Here is a 21,241-nt window from a genome sequence, read left to right on the forward strand (position 1 = left end):
GCTATGGTGATTTGACAAGTGACGAAGGAAAAAAACATATTCGTGCCGCTAAAGAGTTCATGCCGTATAGACACTACATGTTCTGTACTGCGTCGCGGTTAGCATATTTGTCGATGGAAGACATCGACGACGACCACATCGTGATAAATTTGAGGCGAAGCTCTGCGCCGTTCACTCACGTTGAGCACTTCATCAGAATAAACCGGTACATAACGGTTTCGAACGAACTGCGCGGCAAGATTGTTTCTATCGATGGACAGCACTATCCAGAGGTCAAAGTCACGTTAGATAACGAAAAGGTGCTGCCATACGCAAGCGTGTTTGAGTTTCTTTGGGCGTGAATGTGCATGCCAGCCATACTTGTGAAGTTGACGAGTTACTACGATTGGAACTGCGCTACGTCGGTCAAACAGACGTTACCGAGCAGTACTTTCGTTTTGACACGCACGGAACCTATGCGCGAGAGGCGGATCGATTGATGAAGGGGAGGCCAGATCAAGAGCTTTTTATAAAGCTGCTGCAATTCAACGATATGGTAGTTCTCTTGGACTATGAGAATCCATCTCCGGAAGAAGAAGGAGATTTGCGCAGTCTCATGGGGTCGCTATGGAAGGAAATGGAATCACAATGGGTAACCTTTATTGAAGCGGCTATGATCGGGGCTATGAATCCGCCGCTGAATACACACTACAACGGAAGCTTCCCGACGTCGGATCATACGACCTACGGTTCTTTTATCAACGGTCCAATCGATGAGCTTTGTTTGATCGTTGATGAAGATCTGCGCCGTTACAGCACCCTTATAGGTGGAAAATACAGACGCACGTTTGCTTGTACGATTGCGCTTGATCGATGCTGACGCATTGTCTACATAGAATGTTGCAATGACGGGCCTATGTATCTCATGCGGAGAGTGAATTCAATTCGAGCGCAGTCGAATGGCGAGCGGGAGGAGTGAGATGCTCCCATTGCCGATAAATTCGGCCCGTTGAACTATGCAGGTTCTCGAAGTTCACTGTCCTATAACGGGACAAATTTGTCCGCTGGAATATCCAGAAAGTTCGTCATCAGCATCGGTAGCGCATCACGCGCGCAAGCCGCACCCAGGCCGCGTAGGCGGTCGATCATCGATGTACGGTCAAGAGCGAACTTTCCAGTTACTACCTTTGGCTGGTAGCGAAAGACGCGCGGCGCTGCCTCGGAGTGCCCGGAAAGCAGATATGCGGTACCCATTGACCCGCGAGATTGCCCTTGCATAAACAGGGCTGTAGATTTGAACAGCAGATCCTTGTATCCCGATCCTACCGGGATATCTATGAGTTCCTCCGTACATCCCAGGCTGAGCACGAAAAGGTTATCGGAATTCCAGCCTAGGACGCCGCGTGCCTCTACTGTTGCTACACCAGCCGGATTGTTCGCCCAGATCCCGCCGTCGATCATCGGGGAGCCGCTGGGTAGGGAATGTGCACGAAAATAGGTAGGGGCGGCCGCAGTCGCCAACGCGACGTCGACTGCCCTTTCCTTCCAGTCGACTTGGAGGCGTTCATGGTGACGAGTCTTGAACACGTACAGGTCTTCCTTGTCGGCGTGATAAGCCGGGATCACAAGCCTCAGTCGACTTTCTCCAAGTGTACGCTGGCCAAATACGGCTTCGAGCGAGCTATGCAACTTCGCGGGATCGTATTTGGGCCAGATCACCTGGCGTGCGCCACGTCGAGCTTGACTAAAACGCTGCCACAGCTTCCCACTCCAGGTGCCGGCTTCTTCAACGCGCAATTGATCGAAGATCGACGGACCACGCTCGACATAAAAATTGACGATTTCTCGAGCGGATAACCCGAGCCCGAGGCCCAACGCAATGATGCCGCCGGTGGAGGTTCCGGCCACCAAATCGAAGTGATCGGCGATACGGCAGTGTGTTGCCTCTTCAACTGTCGCGAGAAACTCGGCCACCAGCACACCTTTGATGCCACCCCCATCGAGGGCGAGTAAGCGCTTTTTTGTATTCGTCATAGATCCCCGGGATGCTTGCCACCCCCCTTCCAGTCATCGGTGAGAAGCCAGTCCTCAAAATAAAATAGCCAGACTGCGATCCATGGAACGATTGTTTCCGCCAACGATTTCGAAGGGTCCCACTCGCCCGAGCCGGGAAGATAAAGACAGAGAGACAACGGGGTCGTCGCGTAATACACATGTGGCAAACGACGATCCGGTGCGAGCGACGTGAGGTTCGGGGAAATGACCGTCACGCGAGGCGGGTTTCCCAACTTGTAGCGCAGGCGCACGTGGTAATTACGCCCGAGCGGCGAGGGCCGGACAAAGCAATCCCACGCTAGCTCGCTCCGACGAACGTATCCTGTTCCCCCCTCGAGGTTGGCCGCGCGCAGTCGCATCCATTGCTGCGCGAGACCAAGTTTTGCGTTGCCGTAGTGCCGCATGTCAATCGCCGAAGAAGGTATTCGGGCGAACCTGCGTTGCATCTGGCCGCATGTCGGTCGTCAAGCCGAGGGTCGGCACGACCAGCAAACTGCCGTTCGAGCGCGCCGCGGTTGCGCTGGCAATCGGGCTACCGAGCGCGGCCGTCGCCTGACTTCGTGTGGCGCCGTAGGACTTGATAAAGTGTTCGGCGATTACATCTTGCCCTTCGATTTGCAGTAGCTGTGATAGGTCGTCGAGCACGCGCTTGTGCCAGTCGTAGAAGGCTTCCGGCAACCGGGGATCGCGGTTCCACTTCTCAGCAAAGTTTTCTCCCGTGGTGGCGTCGTTGTCGATGAAATATTGAGTTTTCGCACTAACTTCAACGCGGCGAATCGAGTCCGGCATTCGACGAATAACGTCACACAGCAGCTCGTACATGTCGACATAGACGTGATTAGTCACGCAGTACTCGTAGGCATTCGCGGTGAGCGTCGTCACGATGACCGAGATCGGCATCCATTCCCGGACGTCCCTGCCGGAAAAAACCTGATCACGATGACGTTTGAGCAGTTGCACAAGACGTTTGAGTGGCGGCTTGGTCAATTCCTGTTCGGGAAAGCTGTCGACGGAATCGGCCGTGATTTTTGCGCGCTTTTCGAGGGCATAAAAGCGAGGACGCAGTGCCGCCCGTCGTTCGAAGTTGTTCTTGTAACCCTGAGGGTTCGTTGGTTTCCAGTCGCGCAGACTTTTGTCTGGAACAAATTCGCCACCGTACATGCACATATCGTTCGAGATAGCCGGCGTGATGTCCAGGTGGAATTCGTTGGCATAGTTGATGCGCCAGCAGCGTTGCTTTTCTTCGAGCATACCCTCGTAGTGACCGTGCTCCTTCAACCGGTCACCAACCAGCGCCTTGACTCCCGCAGGCGAGGACGTCGCACCGATAGTGGGCAGGAAGCAGACGAGATCGACATCGAATTCGGCCCGGTTCAACGGTTTGACGGTCGTTCCAAGAGCGATTGAGCCTTGCGGGTATACAGTCGCCACGGTGAGAAACTTGTTTTCCGACCCCGCAAGCCATCCGCCGACGGACTCGTAACGCTCGCGCGCCTCATCGTACCGGGATGGCGGCAGCTCCAACTCCTGGCATAGACGGTCAAGTGCCCGGACTAGAGCGGAGCGCTTGTGCGACGCAAATTCGTGTATCTGACGATCGTTATTCATGTTCCGCCCTTTGCCTGGGGATGTTCGCGTGCTAAACTAGACTTGTCGATTTCGACAAGTTCAAGCCAGTGTAGCCGAACTTGTCGAGTGTGGCAAGTCTATGTATACTTTATCGACAAAAATGGAAAATTCCGCACGAAACATATTTGCTGAGCGCCTGAAGTACGCGCGCGAAACGCTTCGGCAGCTCACGCAGAGCGAGCTCGCATCGCGAGCGGGTCTGCCATCAACCTCGATTTCTCACTTTGAGAATCCAGCGGGCACCCGCAAACCGTCTTTCGATAATCTCCGACGGCTGGCCAACGCGCTTGATGTAACCACCGACTATCTGCTGGGCAGGACGGACAGCCCGGTTGGGGCGAGCATGAATGAGGCTCTGTATCGGAATGTGCAGATGCTGAACGACGCAGACAAGGAGTTCGCTAATCAGATGATCAGGCAACTTGCGGAGCGACGAAAAAAGGAGGAATGATGAGCGATACGTCATTGCGCGATGCCGAACAGCTCGCAGAGCAGGTCGTTCGCGATTGCGGACTCACACTACCAGTGGACGTTTTGGGCCTGGCTCAAAGCAACGGTATTTTGGTCAGTGCCAAGCCTGCTGCGGCGATGGGCGTGTCCGGCATGCTGTTGCGCAGTGGTGACGATTTCGCGATCGGATATGCGACCCATGTCCGCAATGAAGGTTTTCAACGGTTCAGCATCGCGCACGAACTCGGGCACTTCTATCTTCCGGGCCACCCGGAGCATATTTTCAGTGCGGGAGCCGTCCATGAGTCCCGTGCGGGCTTTGCATCCGGCGATCCCATAGAGTTGCAGGCTGATCATTTCGCTGCTGGGTTGCTGATGCCATCAGCGCTCTTCACGAAAGAGGCTGCAAAGTATTCCGATGGGTTCACGGCGATAGAGCATCTGGCCGAAATCTGCAAGACATCACTCACGGCCTCCGCGATTCGCTACTCGGAAATTACCGATGCGGCGTTGGCTATTGTTGTCAGTTCGAGGTCGTCAGTTGAGTATTGCTTTCTCTCGCCAGCGATGCGTCGGATGAAGGGACTCAATTTTCTCAAAAAAGGTTCTGTATTGCCACGGGAATCGCTAACGCGGACCTTTAACCAAACGTCGGAGAACATTTCGCTAGGACGTCGTGTGGATGATTCAACAGACCTTCAGCTCTGGTTTCGCTGTGACGACGAAATTGATGCCTCAGAGGAAGTAATTGGCCTAGGCGATTACGGCAAGACGCTCACGGTTATTACAGCGGATGCCGATGACGGAGACGGTGCGGACGAGGGTGATAAACCATGGGGGCAGCCACAGTTCCGCTACCGCTAGACTGAATGCCACTTGAACGGCAACGTGAGGCGCAATGAGCGTTTCGAATTGGAAAACACATGCAGATCTTTCTCTGCGGCTATCCATGATCGATGAATCACATGGTTATCGTTTGCGACAAGTCCCCAGGAGGGTAGTTGCTTTCTAGTGTTGGACAATAGTGATCGCTCTCACCAGTCCTTCTCATACTTTGTCGATGGAATGTGGGGTGCATCCTTCAGCAGTTGACTTAGAATTCTTCGAGCTTGATTGTAAGTTCGTTGAGCACCCACGTCGTGAGTAAGAAGGCCGTCGAAGTAAAGAGCTATGGTGCAATATGTGGAATCGATCAGATCGCTCCTGTGAGATCTGCTGCCGATGTCTTTGGGATTCCCTTTAGCGCTGCGGTGGACAGCTCTGATGGAGAAACACAAGGGAAACGCGAAATTCATGGAAAGCAGCAGATCCTGTAGCGTTTCCGGGCAGGCTGTGGGATGAGCGAGCTCTAACATCGTGTCTGATAGCTCTATGATGTTTTTGAGGAAAGTGTGCTTGAACTCGGACGTCCACTCATTCTCTTTTCGAAGCATCTTGACGTCGCTTTCTCTAAAGGTCTTTAGCCATCCGCTTAGCACGTCCTTCATCGCATCTCCCGCAGGGGATAGGTTCTCGAGGTACAAGCTGGCCTCATACATTCTTTCTTGAATGGCCAACTGAATCCGTAGATCTACATGCATACGGCCGATCTGCCTGCTAAGCCGAGTGAAGTCCTTGGTTGATGAGGCGTCAATTAGGTTCTTTGGTTTATGTAGGTGTTTGGGCTCCAACTGGCACAGAGGATTTATCGGCTTGGCAACCAGCACTTGGTCGGGGTGGTTACGCAGTATGTCGAAATTTTCTGCAACGCCATGAGTATCCCGCGCATTGAGAGCCTCCACCGCAAAGTATTCGGTCAATACCACGAAGTGCTGCTTGCTTTGTTTCAGCCAGTTAGCCAGCCTTGGATCCTTGGCATAACTTATGTCGAGAACTTTTCTGCAAACTGCCATTGGATGTCCGAGTATTTTTGAGGGAAAACATTCCCCGCTGGGGAAAACCCCTGCAGCCCTGTACAAGCTCGCCGAGCGTGGCGGCATTTATGTCACGGTATCCCCGGCGGCCTCACTGCAAGCCTAGGTCCGTATCTGAACTTGCAGAGGGACATCGCAGTATTGTGCCCAATCGTTCATAAGACGCATGCGCTTCGCAATCAAGGTGCCACGTGCGTACGCGGCTCGAGTTGGTGTGAAAGCGCGGCTTCGATGACTTCGCGGGCGTGGTGAGTTGTTTCGCCTACCCAGTCGCGGAATGTTGAGCGGAAGCCATGTACGGACGCCTTCTCCGGGTCGATTTTCATGCGATCGAGCACGGAACTCATCGCGGCATTGGAGAGCGGTTGGTCGATCTTGCCGCCTGGAAAGACGTGCTGACGTCTCCGTCTCCGCCAGTCGATGGTTAAAAACCCCGTAGAATCAACGTTCTACGGGGTTTTTGTTTTTTGCGACCTACAAATCAACCATCAAAATTGTGTCGGATTTTACAAGCCGTTAGCGGTACATTCCGGAATACGTACCGAGTGATGCGGGTCACCGGACCCGCAGAAGAGAGATCTTTTTTAAGCCCTTCGCACGCTAACAGAAGTTTCTGCTGACGGGCTGCGATTCGCGGCCTACCTCGCCTTTGTGTTGCCATGCGCTAATTACGATTGTCGCTACACGCCGACTGGACAAGACGATTGTCGCCGCACACAAACTTGACAACAGCGGTGAGATCCCGACCAGTATCTGGGTGCATATCATCCACCCCTTGAACTGCTCTGGCACTTGCCAGGAAGACGGCACGCAACCGACGGTCTAGCGCAACAGATGGCTGGCTAACGGCAATGCCGCTCGATTGCTCGACATCCGACGAACGCGATATGTTGAGCCGAGCGTCTGCTATGGACCGAGCAAGGCCAACTAGCAATAGGCAGGGGCGACCAAGAGCGATGTTCGCTATCTGCGTTTGAAGCGCGAAAGAGTCCGATCATCGCACCACAAAAGCAGCAGGAGGGTCAAGCCATACGCACGCCAATCTTTTCGGCGATCCTCTGTCACTGCTTGGTGTCGACAATCGGCCCAGGATATTTTTCACCGGTTGCGAATTCGAAGTCGCGTGACCTATGACTTTTGTGTGACGATGCGCAGGCGGAAGGCTACGGGTCCAGTGAGTTCTGATTCAGAAGCTACATGGCGCGTGCCCTAAGGTGCGTACTCGACAGTCCAACAACAAGTATTCTAAGGACGGCATTGGGCTCACACGACGAGGTCACGCCGGCCATGCGTAATCATAAGGCAAGGGGGGACATATGGCAGGCGAGGAGGGATCCGTTCGAGAATTCTCGTTCCTTAAAGGGGCGGAGAATATCGTTGCGTCCAAAGACGGGAGTGCATTTCAGTGGAACGTCGCAGCAACGAGGGTGCGAGAGAACCTTCACGATGCCTTGAATGCAAAAAATCTAGCTTTTCTTTTTGGCTCAGGCTGCTCCTCGGTTGTTGACGGAGGTACGCAGAAGGGGATCCCGACTATGGGGCCACTCGCTGGTGAATTTTTAAATGTGCCTTCAAGGTCCGGCGATGCGGCGGTGGCGAACGCGGTTACCGCCGCCGATATGATCCCGCCTCTGTCTACTTCTACCAGCCCTAAGGGTGATTTTGAGCGCCCCAGCGAGGAAGAGCGCAGAGTTCTGCTTCAAACGCTCGGTTTTGACTTGGCCAGTGCGGAATTCGCTAACAACTTAGAGCGCCTGATGGAGGCGCTCTATAGTTTTCAATTCGTCCTCCGGCGAAGCTCGAGCGAAGCCCTAAAGCCTGCAGCGCAGGTTGTCGATTCGCTAATCAAGAAGGTGACCAAATTTGTCACCGTCCGATGCTCTAGTGGTGCGTTTTCCCAAGGGGACGACACGCTAGTTCGTCTCTACCAATCGTTTTATCGAAAGTTGAGCTATCGAGATCGCACTTTGCCCAGGCCATGGGTATTCACGACGAACTATGATTTGTTCAGCGAGACAGCGATGGATCGCTTAGGAATGCCTTATTGCAATGGGTTTTCCGGTACCGTCGAGCGGCGATTCAATCCCACCACTTACCGCTACGCGCTGGCGGAGCAGTTGGATCTTACGAACCGTAAATGGGCTGCTGTCGACAGCTTTATCTACCTCTGCAAGCTCCATGGATCTATCAACTGGGTGGAGGAGGGCGGAAGCCTATTTCCCATTCGAGAAGTGACTGTGGACCAAGCTCAAGATGCCGATCGCGTCATGATCTACCCAACCCCAATGAAGCAAAATGCCAGCTTCGGATCGCCTTACTCTGACTTATTTCGAGAGTTCCAGGCGCGAGTGGTCAAGGAACAAACGGTCCTATTCGTCGTGGGTTATAGCTTCGGTGATGAGCATGTCAATAACATAATTTTCCAAGCGCTCACGATCCCAAGTTTTCGGCTCGTGGCATTGCTCTCCCCGGATACGCCCGGGATTCCCAAGAAGCTCCGTGATCTGAATGATCCGCGCATTTGGTTTATAGGTGGTGACGGTCCTGAAGACCATACTCGCGCGCATTATTTCGATATATTCGTCGAGAGATTCATGCCGGAAGCGCCTGGAGACAAGGTCGATACCGCCGTCGAACGCGTGCTTCGCGAGTTAATTGCTCGTGGCAACGAACCGGACGGCGACGAGGAGCATCTGTCATGAGCAATGACGACAAGCGACGCGCCATCGGAAAGGTAGTGTCCGTGGCGGCGGATAAATTTGTGGTCGAGCTTAACGGAGGCACATCGAACTTCACCGTTGTGGGGTTCGACGATATCCACTATGTTGCTCGATTGGGATCGTTCGTTGTGATGCCAGCACAATCGGAATACGTCGTGGCTGAAGTCGTCGGCTTGCGCGAGAAAGATGCTCCTTCCTCCGGGTATCGTTCCGGCGAAGGCATCGACATGGATAAAGCATCCTCAGCAAAGTACCTCGATCTGGTGCCGGTGGGGATGCTGCCCCAGCAGCGAGATGGATCATTTCGCTTTGGCGTGTCGACCTACCCTTCGTTGTATGCAGATGCACTCTACGTATTGGACGAAGAGTTGGACAGGATCTTCGAAGTTCAGGGGGCGATAGATGTCGTTCCTGCTCCAAAGGGAGATGGCGTCGCGACGCGGTTCAACGCTCTCACGATAGGCACGTCGGTTGTTTTCAAAGATTATGCTGTAAAGATTCGGATCGATGAGTTCTTTGGCGGGCATTCGGCCGTACTGGGCAACACCGGGAGTGGCAAATCCTGCACGGTCGCAACAGTCCTTCAGTCGCTCTTTGAGAAGAAGGACGAGTTTTTTGCCCGAGGTGCCACTTTCCTGCTGTTTGATGTCAACGGTGAATACCGCAGCGCATTCGCGCAGTTGCCGTCGACCATTTCGCGACGGTACGTAAAACTTCACCCCAACCCGATGTCGGAGCCGCCTGAGGTCGGCGGAGACTCGGAGTCAACGGGCGTGTTCCGACTGCCGCATTGGTTTATGGCCGTCGAGGAATGGGAACTACTTCTGCGGGCCAGCGAGCGTACACAGCAACCAGTCTTAAGGACTGCTTTAGGTTTATCTACGTTGTTTGCTGGCCCCGAGCATGCGCTTGACGAATTGCGCAACCATATCTTGGCGTCCTGTCTACTCTTCATCATGCAAAGCGATGCTGGAACTCCCTCAAAAAAAGATCGTATTGTTGCTTTGCTAGCGACGTTCAAAACACCAGAGATCAATCTAGACGTTGTTAGGCCCATGATTAACGTCAGCTTTGGTGAGATGAAAAATGCTGTCGGCTTCAGTGAGTTGCTCACAAGGCATGTGCGTGACGATGTCGCGATGCCTCATTATGCAAATCGCGAGTTCAGATTTGATGATTTAGAAAAAGCACTTGATCTGGCGTTGTTGTACGAGGAGTCACACGGCAACAAGCAAATCCGCGACTACTGCGCACAGATGGTGACGCGACTCAAATGGATTCGCGATCGTGAAGAATTTGCCTTTCTTCGTGTTCCGCCTGAGCATCTCAGCGAGGACGAGCGGGATGTCAGCCGATTCGTCGAGGGTTACCTCGGCCTCAGTCGCAAGAACGACCAATTTGTCCGGACGGGGCAAATTATCATCTTGGATATGAATGAGGCACCCGACGAAGTCGTCGAGGTTGCATCGTCCGTTATGGCTCGGCTTATATTCGAGCGGCTGAGGAAAGCAGACCCGCGCAACCGACTGCCCGTCAATATGATTTTGGAAGAGGCACATCGTTATATCGCAGAGAGACCGACGAGCCACGCGATCGACTCAAGCCGGATATTTCAGCGTATCGCCAAAGAGGGACGTAAGTATGGGTTATTTCTTACTGTGGCTTCGCAGCGGCCCAGCGAACTATCGAAGACCGTGCTCTCCCAGTGTTCGAATTTCGTGGTCCACCGCATCCAGAATCCAGACGATCTCGCGCACATCCGGCAGATGACGCCTTTCATTTCTGATAGCGTGATGAAGCGTCTACCATCGCTACCAAAGCAACACGCGCTGATCTTCGGTAACTCTGTAAACCTGCCGATCACCTTCAAGGTTCGGGAGGTTAATCCAAGGCCGAAGAGCGACGATGCCGCTATCCGAGAGCTTTGGTTTCATCGCGAGGGTACGATAAGCGATTTTTGTTTATCGTAAGCAGATCGGTGATTGTCTATCTGCGGGCTGAAGGGTTACTCGCGGGCCGTTTTGGCCGATGCGCCGCCGGCCCGGTTCGAGGCCGATTGGCGCTTGCATCAGAGCCATCATCTACTGATGTCACCCACTCGCCTGACAGGGTGGTCAGGGCCGGGGCCGGAATCGAACCATCACGCCTACAACGCTGTTTTGCCTGCAATCGCGGCTTCTTCGCGACGACCTACTTGGTCGGCTCCTTGGCGTTCGTAAACTTCTCAGCGGCACCTCTTGTTGATGTTGCATTGATCTCTACCGTCTTCTTCGCGACAGCGCCGCTTGTAGTCGAAGGCTACGACTTGCCGGCTTTGCTCACGGCACTGGTCTTAGTCGTAACGGTGGCCGCGTTGACAACGAATATTTCGAGCGGTCCTTTGCCACGCGCCCATATTTGGTCCCGTGCGTGCCGGATCGAGCGCTTACTCTATCAGTAATAAACATGGCGACGATGCAGCAATCGTTTGTAAAAAGAGTCAGTCAACTCCACCCAGACAAGGTGATGATTCGCCTATTGCATGCAGCTATTCGGTTGGCGTCATTTGTTGGGGAGCTCGCGTAAAGATTCGATGCGTCGTTCGATTTGGAAATCTACGCAATGATTTACGCACGGCATTCCTGAGTTCCTGACTGCGTGCAGCAGCGCTACACTAGACCTCCGCATTTCCTCGGAGGGTGGAGGAGGTCAGCGACGACTTGACGGCCAAATTGTCTTTAGATTCAGACGGGTATTTCTTCGATTGAGCGCTGTGAAAGGAAGGTGCCGTGGTGGCTGAGCAACGCGTCGGTGAAGTCCAAGGTCGCGCACAGCACTTTCGTTCCTTTAAGATACCGCGGCAACGAGCTGGATATGTAGACCGCCGTTGAATCGCATCCTTTCGTTATCGTATGGAATGGTGCACCTACTGCTAACCAAAACACGGAGAAAAATATGGTCACATTGGAAAGCCTGCAGGCAAAGATTGCGAAGTTGCAGGCACAAGCGGAGGCGCTTGTAAAAAAAGACTCGACTGCTGTCATCGAAAAGATTCGCGGCCTGATGGAAAGGCATGGACTCACGACGGCGGATATCGATGCGCATGTCGGCGGCAGCAAAAAACGTGGTCGCAAACCAGGCACCAAGGCTGCCGGCGTAAAACCCGCGGCGCCGGCACAGTATCGCGATCCAAAAACAGGCGCGACGTGGACTGGACGTGGACGCGCTCCAGCATGGATTGCGAATGCCAAGGACCGCTCGAAGTACCTAGTTGAAGGCACTTCCGTCGCTTCGACTCCTGTTGCCGAAAAACCTGCGAAACCTGGAAATTATGTGCGTGGCCCGCAGCCGGTTTTGTATACTGACCCCAAGACCGGTGCAACGTGGAGCGGTCGAGGTCGAGCGCCGGCGTGGATTGCTGGTACCAAGGACCGGTCGAAGTTTTCGATTGCGGTAGTGCCTAAGACAAAGTCAAAGTCCGACACCGTGGTAAAGATTTAGCAAATCATGAGAATCGCCGTTGTGAAAAGAACTGTGACGAAGGAGCAGCTGAACGAAAAGAGTTCAGTGTGAGATACGCCAGCGGGCGAAGAGCGTGAACGTCGCGTAGGGCGTGATATAGCGCGTCGACAGCTGAACACCGAGGGTGGTAATAACAGTCGGATACCGAAAAGGGAATAGGGTCTCGTGACCAGTGCGGCGCTAAAGCTGGCAATAGTGTGCTGGCGCGTGTTCGCCCTCTCCGTTCGTTAATAACCGATTGAAGTTGTCTGGAGGCGGCGATGGCAATTGTTGCGGCTTCACCATCGTCCAGTGTCAGAGATGTGGATGTAAGTTGGTGGAAATTAGATACTCAGCGTCAGTCAGATCAACGACAGTAACGATTTGATCTAACACAAGCGCCTGCAGAAAGCTGTACTCGCCATTTTTACGGTGTCTCTCATGTTCCAGCTCTCCTGCAGCCTGCTTACCGAGGATGCCATGCCCATGGATGACATCGTCAATGCCCTCGCTTCAGAAGGAGGTCCAGGACAGTATGAGTTTGAGCCTTCCTCAATCCGTGTAGCGTGCCTCGGAGTTCAGATGCCTGAGGAAGCGGCAGTACTAGATCACTGAGATACATCGCCGGTCGCCTCCTGGTATGCGAGTTGAGCAAATGGAACTTGACAAGCGATACTTCCAACTGAATTCTACGCGTCTGCTTCGCAATCGATGATCCGTAGTTAAACTGCAGCGCGGCCTGCGCTTAGTTGGTTTGATTCTCGGACCCCCGTCCAGCGGATGAGCCTTCGCTCGTGGCAGAAGAAGGAAGCGCTGACTCGACGTTCGCTTCCTCATGAGGCATCAGTCGAAAACGCAAGTTCTTTCTGTGCCTCAAGCGCATTGAGACGTTCGGTCAACTGCTTGTGCATAACATAGTAAGCATCACTACCCAGTGCCAAACGTTTAGGAGCAGGATGGTGGTTGACGCTGGCAATTATGATTTCCGCCATCTTTCCCGGATCACCAATCGGGATGCTGGTTCCTTCCTCAATCGTGCGGTGCACTGTGCGCGCAGGCGACGTCTCGTAAGCGTCGAGCTTTGGCGAGAGCCGGGAGCTTTGATAGCGAAAGTTCGTTCGCGCGCCTCCGGGTTCGACTAGCGTACAACCAATGTTGAATACGGCTACCTCTTGTCCAACTGCATCAATGAAGCCCTCGATTCCCCATTTGCTCGCGTGATACAGCGAGCCGCCCGGAAACGCCGCCTGCCCACCCATTGTAGATAGTTGGATAATCCGTCCACCGCCCTGCTTTCGTAGGTGGGGCATCGCTGCGCGAACTGTTTGAATGGAGCCGATCAGGTTCGTATCGATCTGATGTGTGATCTGCTCATCGGTCATTTCTTCGGCAGCACCGAACAGCCCGTAACCCGCGTTGCTCACGACCACATCAATGATCCCAAGTTCACCGAACGCCAGGTCGACGACGCGGCGAATGGCGGGAGTGTCTGTCAAGTCGAGCTTGGCGAGCCAGAGCGCATCGCTATGGCGGGCACTGAGGTCGGCCATTGAATCCAGATCACGTACCGTACCGGCAACGCGGTCGCCTCGCGCAAGAAGTTGCTCTGTCATGTGGCGTCCAAAACCGCTGTTGACTCCAGTGATAAACCAGGTGTGCTGCATGGCGCTTAGATCCTCCCCGATCTCTTCGAGTGATAGTTTCGTCTGGCAACGTGTCCAGGCAATCAACGCAGCTTAAGGGTAGGCGATCCGTTTTTGAATGCTTGAAAGTCTGGTTCTCTTGCGTCAAAATCTGTTGATAATGCTCGACCCCTTCTCCGACTTTCTAAGCCTCATGAGCGCGCGGTCCATCATTACGGGTGGACTGGTCGCCGGCGGGACTTGGGCAATCAATTTTCCGCGCTCGGACATGGTCAAGTTCTGGGGCGTTGTGCGGGGAAGCTGCTGGCTGCTTCTTGAAGAAGACAGCGCGCCCGTGCGAGTCGAAGCGGGCGATGTGTTTCTACTGTGTTCCCCGCGCTCGCATGTGCTCGGCAGCGATGTTGAGGCGGAGCGCGCCGACCTCGCCCAAGTGCTCGAAGGGCGCACGGGCCCCGTGGTGCATCACGGTGACGGCGACGAATTCTTCATGATCGGGGGCAAGGTCGAGTTAAGCATCAGTTACAACAAACTTCTGCTTGAGGCATTGCCGTCGGTGATTCACGTGCGAGCATCATCCAAGCAGGCGCAGCCACTCCGTTGGCTGCTGGATCAGCTTGTTGGAGAGCAGGAGGATTTGCTACCCGGCGCGCATGTCGCATCGAACGAACTCGCGCATTTGATGTTCATCCAGATACTGCGAGCGCACTTCGAGACAGGCGGTCCCCAGCCTGCAGGGTGGCTGCGCGTGTTGGGTGACAGGCGACTCGCCCCCGCACTTCAACTGATGCATGGTGAGCCCGGTCGCGCATGGCAGCTTCAGGAGCTTGCGCAAGCGGCAGCGATGTCGCGTGCGACGTTTGCCGCTTACTTCAGAAAAAGTGCCGGATTGTCGCCACTTTCGTATCTGACGGAGTGGCGGATGCTTCTCGCGCAGCGCGCTCTGCTGGATGGTCGGACGCACGTCAATACGCTCGCACGTTCGCTGGGCTATGCGTCTGAGAGCGCATTTAGCAACGCCTTCAGGCGCGTCACTGGACGCTCGCCTACGGACTTTCGTACGCGAGCGGTGAAGCAGGGCGCAACTGAGCGTGAGGTGGGGACACGGTGATTCACTATGCACCGAGGAAGACCGACCTGCTGAGCGATCTTACTCCCCGAGAACTTACGGGTGCGAATCGTTCCTCGTAGTTTGTCTTTCCAATCCGGTAGCTTTTGCATATAGACCGGGGAAAGAAATTCGCTTACCTCCCCTGACGGTTGGTGAATACGCCGTGTCAGGACCTGGGCGATCTGTCGCCAAGCAGATAATCGATGGATATCAGGCCCGGGCCCCAGGCTGCTATTCCCAGTGCCATCGCCAGCCATGTCAGATGAATCGGCCAGCCGTCGGGCACGGTCAGCTCAATGATGCAAGTCATTAGTATCAGCCCGGTTGCGGCGAACCGGGTTCCAAGGCCGAGCACGAGCAGTACAGGGAACATCACTTCGCCGCAGCCCGACAGGAAGGCAAAGACTGCCGGGTGAGGAAACGAATATGGACCGCCCGGAAGGTGTAATTTGAACTCGTCCGTGAACAGGTCGATCGCCGTATCCTTGAGTTGAAGGAATCCGTCCCATTTGAGAATACCCGATTTATAGAATGGCAGGGCCAGAGCAAGCCGTAGAACGAGTTGAACGAGCCAGGGTTGTGCGAGTTGCTGAACCAGCTGCTTTGCCATCCTAATTGCTGATACGACCGTGTCGGGGGACCGCATTTGTACTTCCTGTTGATTTGACATCTTGGTCAATCTCCATGTTGAACGGCGCTAAGTACGCCGGCTGAGATCATCCCTGCCAGATTGGCCTGGAGATCGAAAGAAGGAGCTTCTGCAAATGCCGCGGCGATCGCTTCGCCCAGCGTCGCGCCCCCGATAAGACCGGCAAGGAATGTCGCGCCACCTGCCGGCAGGCGAGATACGATCACTTCCTGCTCCGGCCGCGTTACGAGCGCATCCTCCGATTCGCTTGATCGGAGCGGAGAAACGGGGCCGTTGGCCCGGTTCATCGCAAAGATCGCAACCGCGGGATAAGCGGATCGCACGATCCGCGTGGCGGGGTGTGGCCTGAAACGCACTCCGGCGAGCAAGACTGGCTCGATGCGGGCCAGGGCTCCCGCGGCAAGCACTGGAACATCAGCGGCGTGATAGGCATCGAGCCACGCGCGCTCGATGCGCGCCGTATCCGACAACCAAGGCATGTCACGGGCATATTCGTAAGACTCGATGAATGCGGGAAAATCGCGCCCATACTCGAACAGCAACACGGAGGTGGGAGGCGTCGCGCGAACGTGGAAGCGGGCCATCGCCCTAAAGAAATCGATGCCGGTTATGCGTTGTATCGCGGGATAGATAGCGGCGAGCGTATCGATCAGGCTGACTGTGACATTGTTGCGATAGACGTTGTACCGCTTGACCACACCCTTTCCCGAGAGCGCGATCAAATCATGCGGTGCCGCGATCTCCGGGTCCGTCAGACCGGGCGCAAAAGTTGTGGCGTACTCGCATGGACGATTTTCAGACCTCACGGCTCACCTCCGTGCCGAGTGACACTCCGTTTTCCGCCATGATCCGCCGCGCCGTCAGTGCCTGAGCGCGTAGCACCTGCCAGTCAGGAAGCTTGCTGTCCCACTCGATCAGCGTCGGCCTCGCTCCAATCCGGGGTATGACATCCCTGTAAAGCGTCCAGACGGAATCGGAGACGGCACAGTCGTGGCTGTCTATGAGCAGTCGTTCGTTCTCGTCGTCGTCCTGCTCGCTGTATCCGGCCAGGTGTATTTCACCCACATGTTCAAGCGGGAACCCGGCAAAGTACGCCGAGGGCGAGAAGCCGTGATTGTTTGCCGAAACGAACACGTTATTGATGTCCAGCGACAGGCCGCAGCCGGTATGTTGCACGACTGCCCGAATGAACTCGGTTTCGCTCATTGTCGAGGAAGCGAAGCCGATATACGTTGATGGATTCTCGAGCAGAATGGGGCGCCTGATTGCCTCTTGGACCTGATCGATGTGTTCGCACACCTTTTCAAGAGTCGCTTTCGTGTACGGCAAAGGCAGGAGGTCGTTGAAGAACGTCCCGCCGTGGGAAGACCATGCCAGATGCTCGGACACCAGCGCAGGCTGGTAGCGCGCCACCAGATCTCGGAAGCGCGCGAGATGAGTCATGTCCAGTGGTCCCGGACCGCCAATCGACATGCACACGCCGTGAATGGAGAGCGGATAGTCTTGGCGGATAGTCGAAAGCGCCCGATGAGATGGTCCGCCCGCTCCCATATAGTTTTCTGCGTGAACCTCGAAGAATCCTCCGTCCAGCCTGTCCGCGAGAATCGCGGACAGGTGATCGTGCTTGAGACTGGTACCGACGAGGCCCTGGGCGCCAGGCGTCATGTGAAGGAGGAGGCTTGTTTCAACCACCGCCGTTGTACTTGTGGAATCTTCCATGGCTGTTCCCGTTCCTCTTGTCGGTCGCCGGTTTAGGACTTCAGCGGGGTGAGGGAGCCGTGGCCGCCGCCCGGCACTTGGATACTCGCACAGGTGCCGCCTTGGACGAACTTCCACGAGTTACCCTGGAAATCCATCGCGGAAGTGCCCTGACATGTGGTGCCGGGGCCGGCGGCGCAGTCGTTTTGCCCCTTCAGGGCGACGCCGTAGCACTTCTCCTTGTGAGCGGCGACGGCGGCGCTTGCTTCAGCCTTCGTGAGCGGTGCTGCCTGGGCGACGGATGCGAGCAAGCTCGCGACTACGCCAGCCAGCAGGGTGGCACTGACAGTGGTCTTTGCGGACATTGAATCTCTCCAGAGGTTGAATTGGAATGTACCCGTGATGGATACGCGGTTTAATTCGCCGGCTGTCTATGCCTGGTTACAGGCGTGCAGTTTTTTTTGCGTTCAATTTCGTGCGCAGGATCGCGGGTAACAGTTCTTAATAGATACGATTAGCAACTAGTTAGGGTGTATCGGTGGTTGCGGCCCAGTTTTCTATATATCAGCATGCTTCCACCTGATTACCGCATTTCTGCGCCTCGGCTGCACTGATGGCCGTCGTAGACATCGTTTGGCCCGCGAGTGTGCGAGGAGTCATTACAGTTACGTTCAGTCTCAGCGGTCACGCGTTCATTGGGAACACGAAGAAGCTAGACAAGTCGGCGTATGGAGCAGGAAATACGGCTAAGATGTTTGGCGCAATTGATGAGTTGTTCGTCTCAATTTTTCCTGCATCGCATCGCGAGTGAAGTGCTGCTTATCTCGCGATTCGAATCCGGGCGATCAAGATCCTTGCGCAGTTAGCCTGTATTCGTTGCAAGAAAGCGTCAGCATCGTAAGCTTTGCTTCCTATGACTGATGTTCTTTGCAGATGCTTGACTGAATGAGCGGCGCGCGCCACCTTAGCGGCTCATTTTGGGACGGTGAGGGGTGCCGACGACTTTAGAGCGCGCCGGTAGACGCAATTCAAAAGTAATCTTTTGTTGAATCAATTAAAAATACCTGTATTTAGGTTTACTAAACACTTGCAATTGTGTCTGTATTGGTGATGTTCGTCACGAGTGATTGGTCGGACCATCCACGCCACAGATGGAAATATAAGCTAGCCAATGGAATAAATTGCGCAGCTGACCGTTACCATTTTATGAGCATTGATCATGATTAACCGATTGGCTGGTATCATTTCGTCACAACGGCAGGAGACTTGTTGGCGCAGAGAACATTCAATTCTTGGCACCGTTCACAAAAACGCATCTCGCGTTCCTGAGCGCGAAATAGCCCGCCTCAGAGCGTCGTTATGGCGCTGACTAAGGCCCGCCCGAGCACCGAAAGAAGTCGCATCCGAAAATGGATGATCGATGGGCTCCTCTTCGACAAGTTGGTCGCCTGTGTCATGAGAAGGCGAACGCGCGATTTTCGCATCGCGGTTCGGACCTGTTTTGTGTTTCCTGCAAATGCGGTCTGGTGGGGGACCATGATGAGAGCAGCGCACTTCGGTGATTCGATCGCCTACCGTAGACTTTTGCTAGAGATTGCTCAATGGATGGAGCAACCCTACCAGTCGCTGCTTCCACCAGCTTTAGTTGAACAAGCCATGCAGCGGACTTTGCTAACTATTCACCGCGCACGTCATACATATTGTCCCCGCGGAGAATTCCGAGCGTGGCTAGCCGCGCTTGTCGAATATCAGCTAATGAGCAATTACCGCGAGCTTTGTGGGAGTTCATACTTGGCCGAAGACATCAACCGAGAGTCGGTGCAATAGTCTGAATAGGATAACGAATTAATAAAAATCCGCTCGGACTAGGCAAATAACCGCTCTCGCAAGGGGTGCGGGGGCAGTCGTGTGTGCTTATGCTGGTGCGATGCCGACGTAATGCCGTGCGTCTCGGGTAGCTTATGCGCACGTGCTCCAGCGGACTCGGTCATGCCCCGTGCTGTTCGTAGCCCTACTCGGGGTATGCAGCGGCGAGCAGGGGCTGGACCCTGGATCACGGACAATACGGATTGAACAACTAGGCGGATAAACAAGCATGAGCCAAGTCGGATACGCGAGAGGGTCATGCACTGCTTCAAATCGGGTATCGGTTTTAACCTTACTAATGAGCGTGTTCTCCCGCGCGAGCGAGCCGAAGCCGCGGCTCGGGCAGATAGAAAATGTAGACTTTCCGCACGACTACTATTGTGTCCGGTGAATAGGAATAGCCTGATAACGATATAGGCGATCTCGCATATCAACCGTATCAGGGCGGCCCTTGAGTATCGGCGAATCTGTTGGTCTGAGCAAACAATGCGCATGCTCTTCACGGAGCGAGTTCGGACTTTGCTGAGTGCTCGCGAGGCAGCGCGTCTCTACCCTAAGAACGCGAATGTCGCGGCGTCGGTGGCGCTGGCGGGGGTCGGGATGGACCGAACTCGAACGCAACTGATTGCTGATGCGCGGACTCAGCACAATACTCACCGGATCTTCGCAAGAGGAGCCTTCGGTAAACTCACTATCCAGTTGTCAGGCAATCCGCTTCCCGACAATCCCAAGACGTCAGCGCTGGCCGCTTTTAGTGCGCTTCGCGCGTTGCGCGATCAGGCAGCACCATTGGTCATCTGATGGAGGCATGCTGTCCATGTTGATGTATCGCACGGGACCGTCGAACTAGCTGTGGGTCCAAAGCGCGCATCGTTCTCCCCGTCTGGACGAAAAGCAACCTATTTGATTGTTCCGGGGGTTGCCGTCGAACTTATGGCACACAAAACTACGCAGCATGTCGAAGCCGATGAAGTTGTTGGATTCGAGCGTTTTTCGTGCTTGAGTTGATCAAGGAAGGGAGTGATGACCGGAGTGCATTTGCTTGATGTAAGGGAGCGTCTCCAGACCCTTGGGGCCGCGGAAGCTGCGGACGCGTTGCGGAAACTGGGGATAGCGCATGTTGTGATGCACAACCTGCATCTATTCGGCGAAGTAACGGGACCGGTAGTCGGACGCGCGCGAACCCTCCGCTATCTTCCGCATCGCGAGGATGCTGCCGATGCCCCAAATGGGCCAGTGAATAGGCAGCTGTACGACACCATAGACGCAGGTGATGTCCTCGTTCTGGATTGCATGGGTTTGACCGCCTACGCGGCGCTTGGCGACATGATGTATTCCCGGCTGATCAGTCGCGGTGTTCGCGCAATTGTCGTCGATGGCGCGGTGCGCGACATTGCTGTTGCGATCCAAAAGACCTTTCCCGTGTTCGCGCGCGGCCAATCTCCGCAGCCCTATTTCGGGGAGATGCGGCCTTGGGAAGCGGACGGCGATATTCAGTGTTGCGGGGTGCTGGTGCGGGCGGGCGACTGGATTGTCGGCGATACCGACGGGGTCGTAGTGGTGCCGGAGCGCCTTGTGTTTGACGTTGTTGAATTGGCGGAGAGCAAGCGCTTGCACGACCAATTCAGCCAAGCCCTTTTGGCAGCGGGGTTCGGGCTCGACGACGCCTATCCGCTTGCACCACATATGAACCCCTTCCTCCTTCGATACATGGAGGATCAGATCTTGCCCATGCAAGAAGAGGTGGACGCGGCGCGGATGGCAGCGAGTCGGATGCCGCATCTGTAGTGCCACCACGAGACCTCTCCAGAACGCTGAGTCGCGGGCACTAACTCGGCTGGCTTTCGCTTCCCGAAAATGCATCACATATGCCGTTCCATGAGCTATGTCCAGACTTGGCTGGCGATCGCCTTGCTCCAGCGTGGCCTCGTCACCTTCGCGGCATGACTGCTTATCCTGTTCGGTTTGGCCGATAAAAAGCGTTTCGGCAACCAATGCGAGAGGGGTGATGCCTATGTTTATAAATTGGTATAGGTACTTTCCCTTGATAT

Annotated in this window: 18 protein-coding genes and 1 pseudogene; 10 read left to right on the forward strand and 9 right to left on the reverse strand. The window is 54.8% G+C overall.

Features of this window, described 5'->3' with window-relative positions; genetic code table 11:
- The first annotated feature begins 113 nt into the window (after window positions 1-113).
- Window positions 114-341 carry a hypothetical protein gene (locus FH08_RS0144120; RefSeq protein WP_152603075.1) on the forward strand — a complete coding sequence of 76 codons (228 nt, stop codon included), beginning with the start codon at window positions 114-116 and terminating at the stop codon, window positions 339-341.
- A gap of 44 nt (window positions 342-385) precedes the next feature.
- A complete protein-coding gene (locus FH08_RS0144125) occupies window positions 386-859 on the forward strand; it encodes a hypothetical protein (RefSeq protein ID WP_152603076.1) in 474 nt (157 codons plus the stop codon).
- A gap of 161 nt (window positions 860-1,020) precedes the next feature.
- Here the strand turns inward: FH08_RS0144125 and FH08_RS0144130 are convergent, their stop codons facing one another.
- From FH08_RS0144130 to FH08_RS0144140, 3 genes are read right to left on the reverse strand one after another with little or no spacing between them, the layout of a single operon-like run.
- On the reverse strand, window positions 1,021-2,013 hold the full coding sequence (locus FH08_RS0144130; protein WP_031364494.1) for a CBASS cGAMP-activated phospholipase: 993 nt from the start codon (window positions 2,011-2,013) through the stop codon (window positions 1,021-1,023).
- Window positions 2,010-2,438, reverse strand: coding sequence for a hypothetical protein (locus FH08_RS0144135; protein ID WP_035568843.1), 429 nt, complete (start codon window positions 2,436-2,438; stop codon window positions 2,010-2,012). Before FH08_RS0144135 ends, FH08_RS0144130 begins: the two co-directional genes overlap by 4 nt.
- A gap of 1 nt (window position 2,439) precedes the next feature.
- Complete coding sequence (locus FH08_RS0144140; RefSeq protein WP_051888991.1) at window positions 2,440-3,642, reverse strand: nucleotidyltransferase; 1,203 nt, start codon at window positions 3,640-3,642, stop codon at window positions 2,440-2,442.
- A gap of 100 nt (window positions 3,643-3,742) precedes the next feature.
- Here FH08_RS0144140 and FH08_RS0144145 point away from each other — a divergent pair, with 100 nt between their 5' ends.
- Both FH08_RS0144145 and FH08_RS0144150 read left to right on the forward strand, forming a co-directional pair.
- A complete protein-coding gene (locus FH08_RS0144145; RefSeq protein ID WP_235210696.1) occupies window positions 3,743-4,114 on the forward strand; it encodes a helix-turn-helix domain-containing protein in 372 nt (123 codons plus the stop codon).
- Window positions 4,114-4,977, forward strand: a complete 864-nt coding sequence (locus FH08_RS0144150; RefSeq protein WP_031364498.1) for an ImmA/IrrE family metallo-endopeptidase — start codon at window positions 4,114-4,116, stop codon at window positions 4,975-4,977. Before FH08_RS0144145 ends, FH08_RS0144150 begins: the two co-directional genes overlap by 1 nt.
- Window positions 4,978-5,147: 170 nt before the next feature.
- Here the strand turns inward: FH08_RS0144150 and FH08_RS0144155 are convergent, their stop codons facing one another.
- Window positions 5,148-6,005 (reverse strand): hypothetical protein, encoded by an 858-nt coding sequence (locus FH08_RS0144155; protein ID WP_031364499.1) that lies wholly within the window; start codon window positions 6,003-6,005, stop codon window positions 5,148-5,150.
- 1,337 nt (window positions 6,006-7,342) lie between these two features.
- Here FH08_RS0144155 and FH08_RS0144165 point away from each other — a divergent pair.
- The 3 genes from FH08_RS0144165 (at window position 7,343) to FH08_RS0144175 (ending at window position 12,226) form a co-directional block, all read left to right on the forward strand.
- A complete protein-coding gene (locus FH08_RS0144165; protein WP_031364500.1) occupies window positions 7,343-8,728 on the forward strand; it encodes an SIR2 family protein in 1,386 nt (461 codons plus the stop codon).
- Window positions 8,725-10,716, forward strand: a complete 1,992-nt coding sequence (locus FH08_RS0144170; RefSeq protein ID WP_031364501.1) for an ATP-binding protein — start codon at window positions 8,725-8,727, stop codon at window positions 10,714-10,716. The genes FH08_RS0144165 and FH08_RS0144170 overlap by 4 nt, the downstream gene beginning before the upstream one ends.
- A gap of 964 nt (window positions 10,717-11,680) precedes the next feature.
- Window positions 11,681-12,226, forward strand: coding sequence for an H-NS family nucleoid-associated regulatory protein (locus FH08_RS0144175; RefSeq protein ID WP_081889803.1), 546 nt, complete (start codon window positions 11,681-11,683; stop codon window positions 12,224-12,226).
- 833 nt (window positions 12,227-13,059) lie between these two features.
- Here FH08_RS0144175 and FH08_RS0144185 read toward each other — a convergent pair.
- Entirely contained in the window at window positions 13,060-13,890 is an 831-nt protein-coding gene (locus FH08_RS0144185) for an SDR family oxidoreductase (RefSeq protein ID WP_031364503.1), read from the reverse strand.
- A gap of 139 nt (window positions 13,891-14,029) precedes the next feature.
- On the opposite strand from FH08_RS0144185, the gene FH08_RS0144190 reads away from it, so the two are divergent.
- Window positions 14,030-14,977: an AraC family transcriptional regulator gene (locus FH08_RS0144190; protein WP_031364504.1), complete on the forward strand. Its 948-nt coding sequence runs from the start codon at window positions 14,030-14,032 to the stop codon at window positions 14,975-14,977.
- A gap of 166 nt (window positions 14,978-15,143) precedes the next feature.
- Here the strand turns inward: FH08_RS0144190 and FH08_RS0144195 are convergent, their stop codons facing one another.
- The 4 genes from FH08_RS0144195 to FH08_RS0144210 are packed head-to-tail and all read right to left on the reverse strand — an operon-like array spanning window position 15,144 to window position 17,689.
- Window positions 15,144-15,623: a DoxX family protein gene (locus tag FH08_RS0144195; protein ID WP_051888994.1), complete on the reverse strand. Its 480-nt coding sequence runs from the start codon at window positions 15,621-15,623 to the stop codon at window positions 15,144-15,146.
- Between the two features lie 29 nt (window positions 15,624-15,652).
- Window positions 15,653-16,432, reverse strand: a complete 780-nt coding sequence (locus FH08_RS0144200; RefSeq protein ID WP_031364506.1) for a DNA-binding domain-containing protein — start codon at window positions 16,430-16,432, stop codon at window positions 15,653-15,655.
- A complete protein-coding gene (locus FH08_RS0144205) occupies window positions 16,422-17,345 on the reverse strand; it encodes a DUF692 domain-containing protein (RefSeq protein ID WP_035568845.1) in 924 nt (307 codons plus the stop codon). The genes FH08_RS0144200 and FH08_RS0144205 overlap by 11 nt, the downstream gene beginning before the upstream one ends.
- Window positions 17,346-17,377: 32 nt before the next feature.
- A complete protein-coding gene (locus FH08_RS0144210) occupies window positions 17,378-17,689 on the reverse strand; it encodes a DUF2282 domain-containing protein (RefSeq protein WP_031364508.1) in 312 nt (103 codons plus the stop codon).
- A gap of 2,029 nt (window positions 17,690-19,718) precedes the next feature.
- Between FH08_RS0144210 and FH08_RS0144220 the strand changes: the two are divergent.
- Window positions 19,719-19,991: pseudogene (locus FH08_RS0144220) on the forward strand (aspartate dehydrogenase domain-containing protein); the annotation flags it as partial.
- A gap of 324 nt (window positions 19,992-20,315) precedes the next feature.
- Window positions 20,316-20,978, forward strand: coding sequence for an RraA family protein (locus FH08_RS54580; RefSeq protein WP_419178059.1), 663 nt, complete (start codon window positions 20,316-20,318; stop codon window positions 20,976-20,978).
- Window positions 20,979-21,241 lie beyond the last annotated feature (263 nt).

Origin of the sequence: Caballeronia sordidicola, from assembly GCF_000729995.1 — a bacterium.
Taxonomy (GTDB): domain Bacteria; phylum Pseudomonadota; class Gammaproteobacteria; order Burkholderiales; family Burkholderiaceae; genus Caballeronia; species Caballeronia sordidicola_A.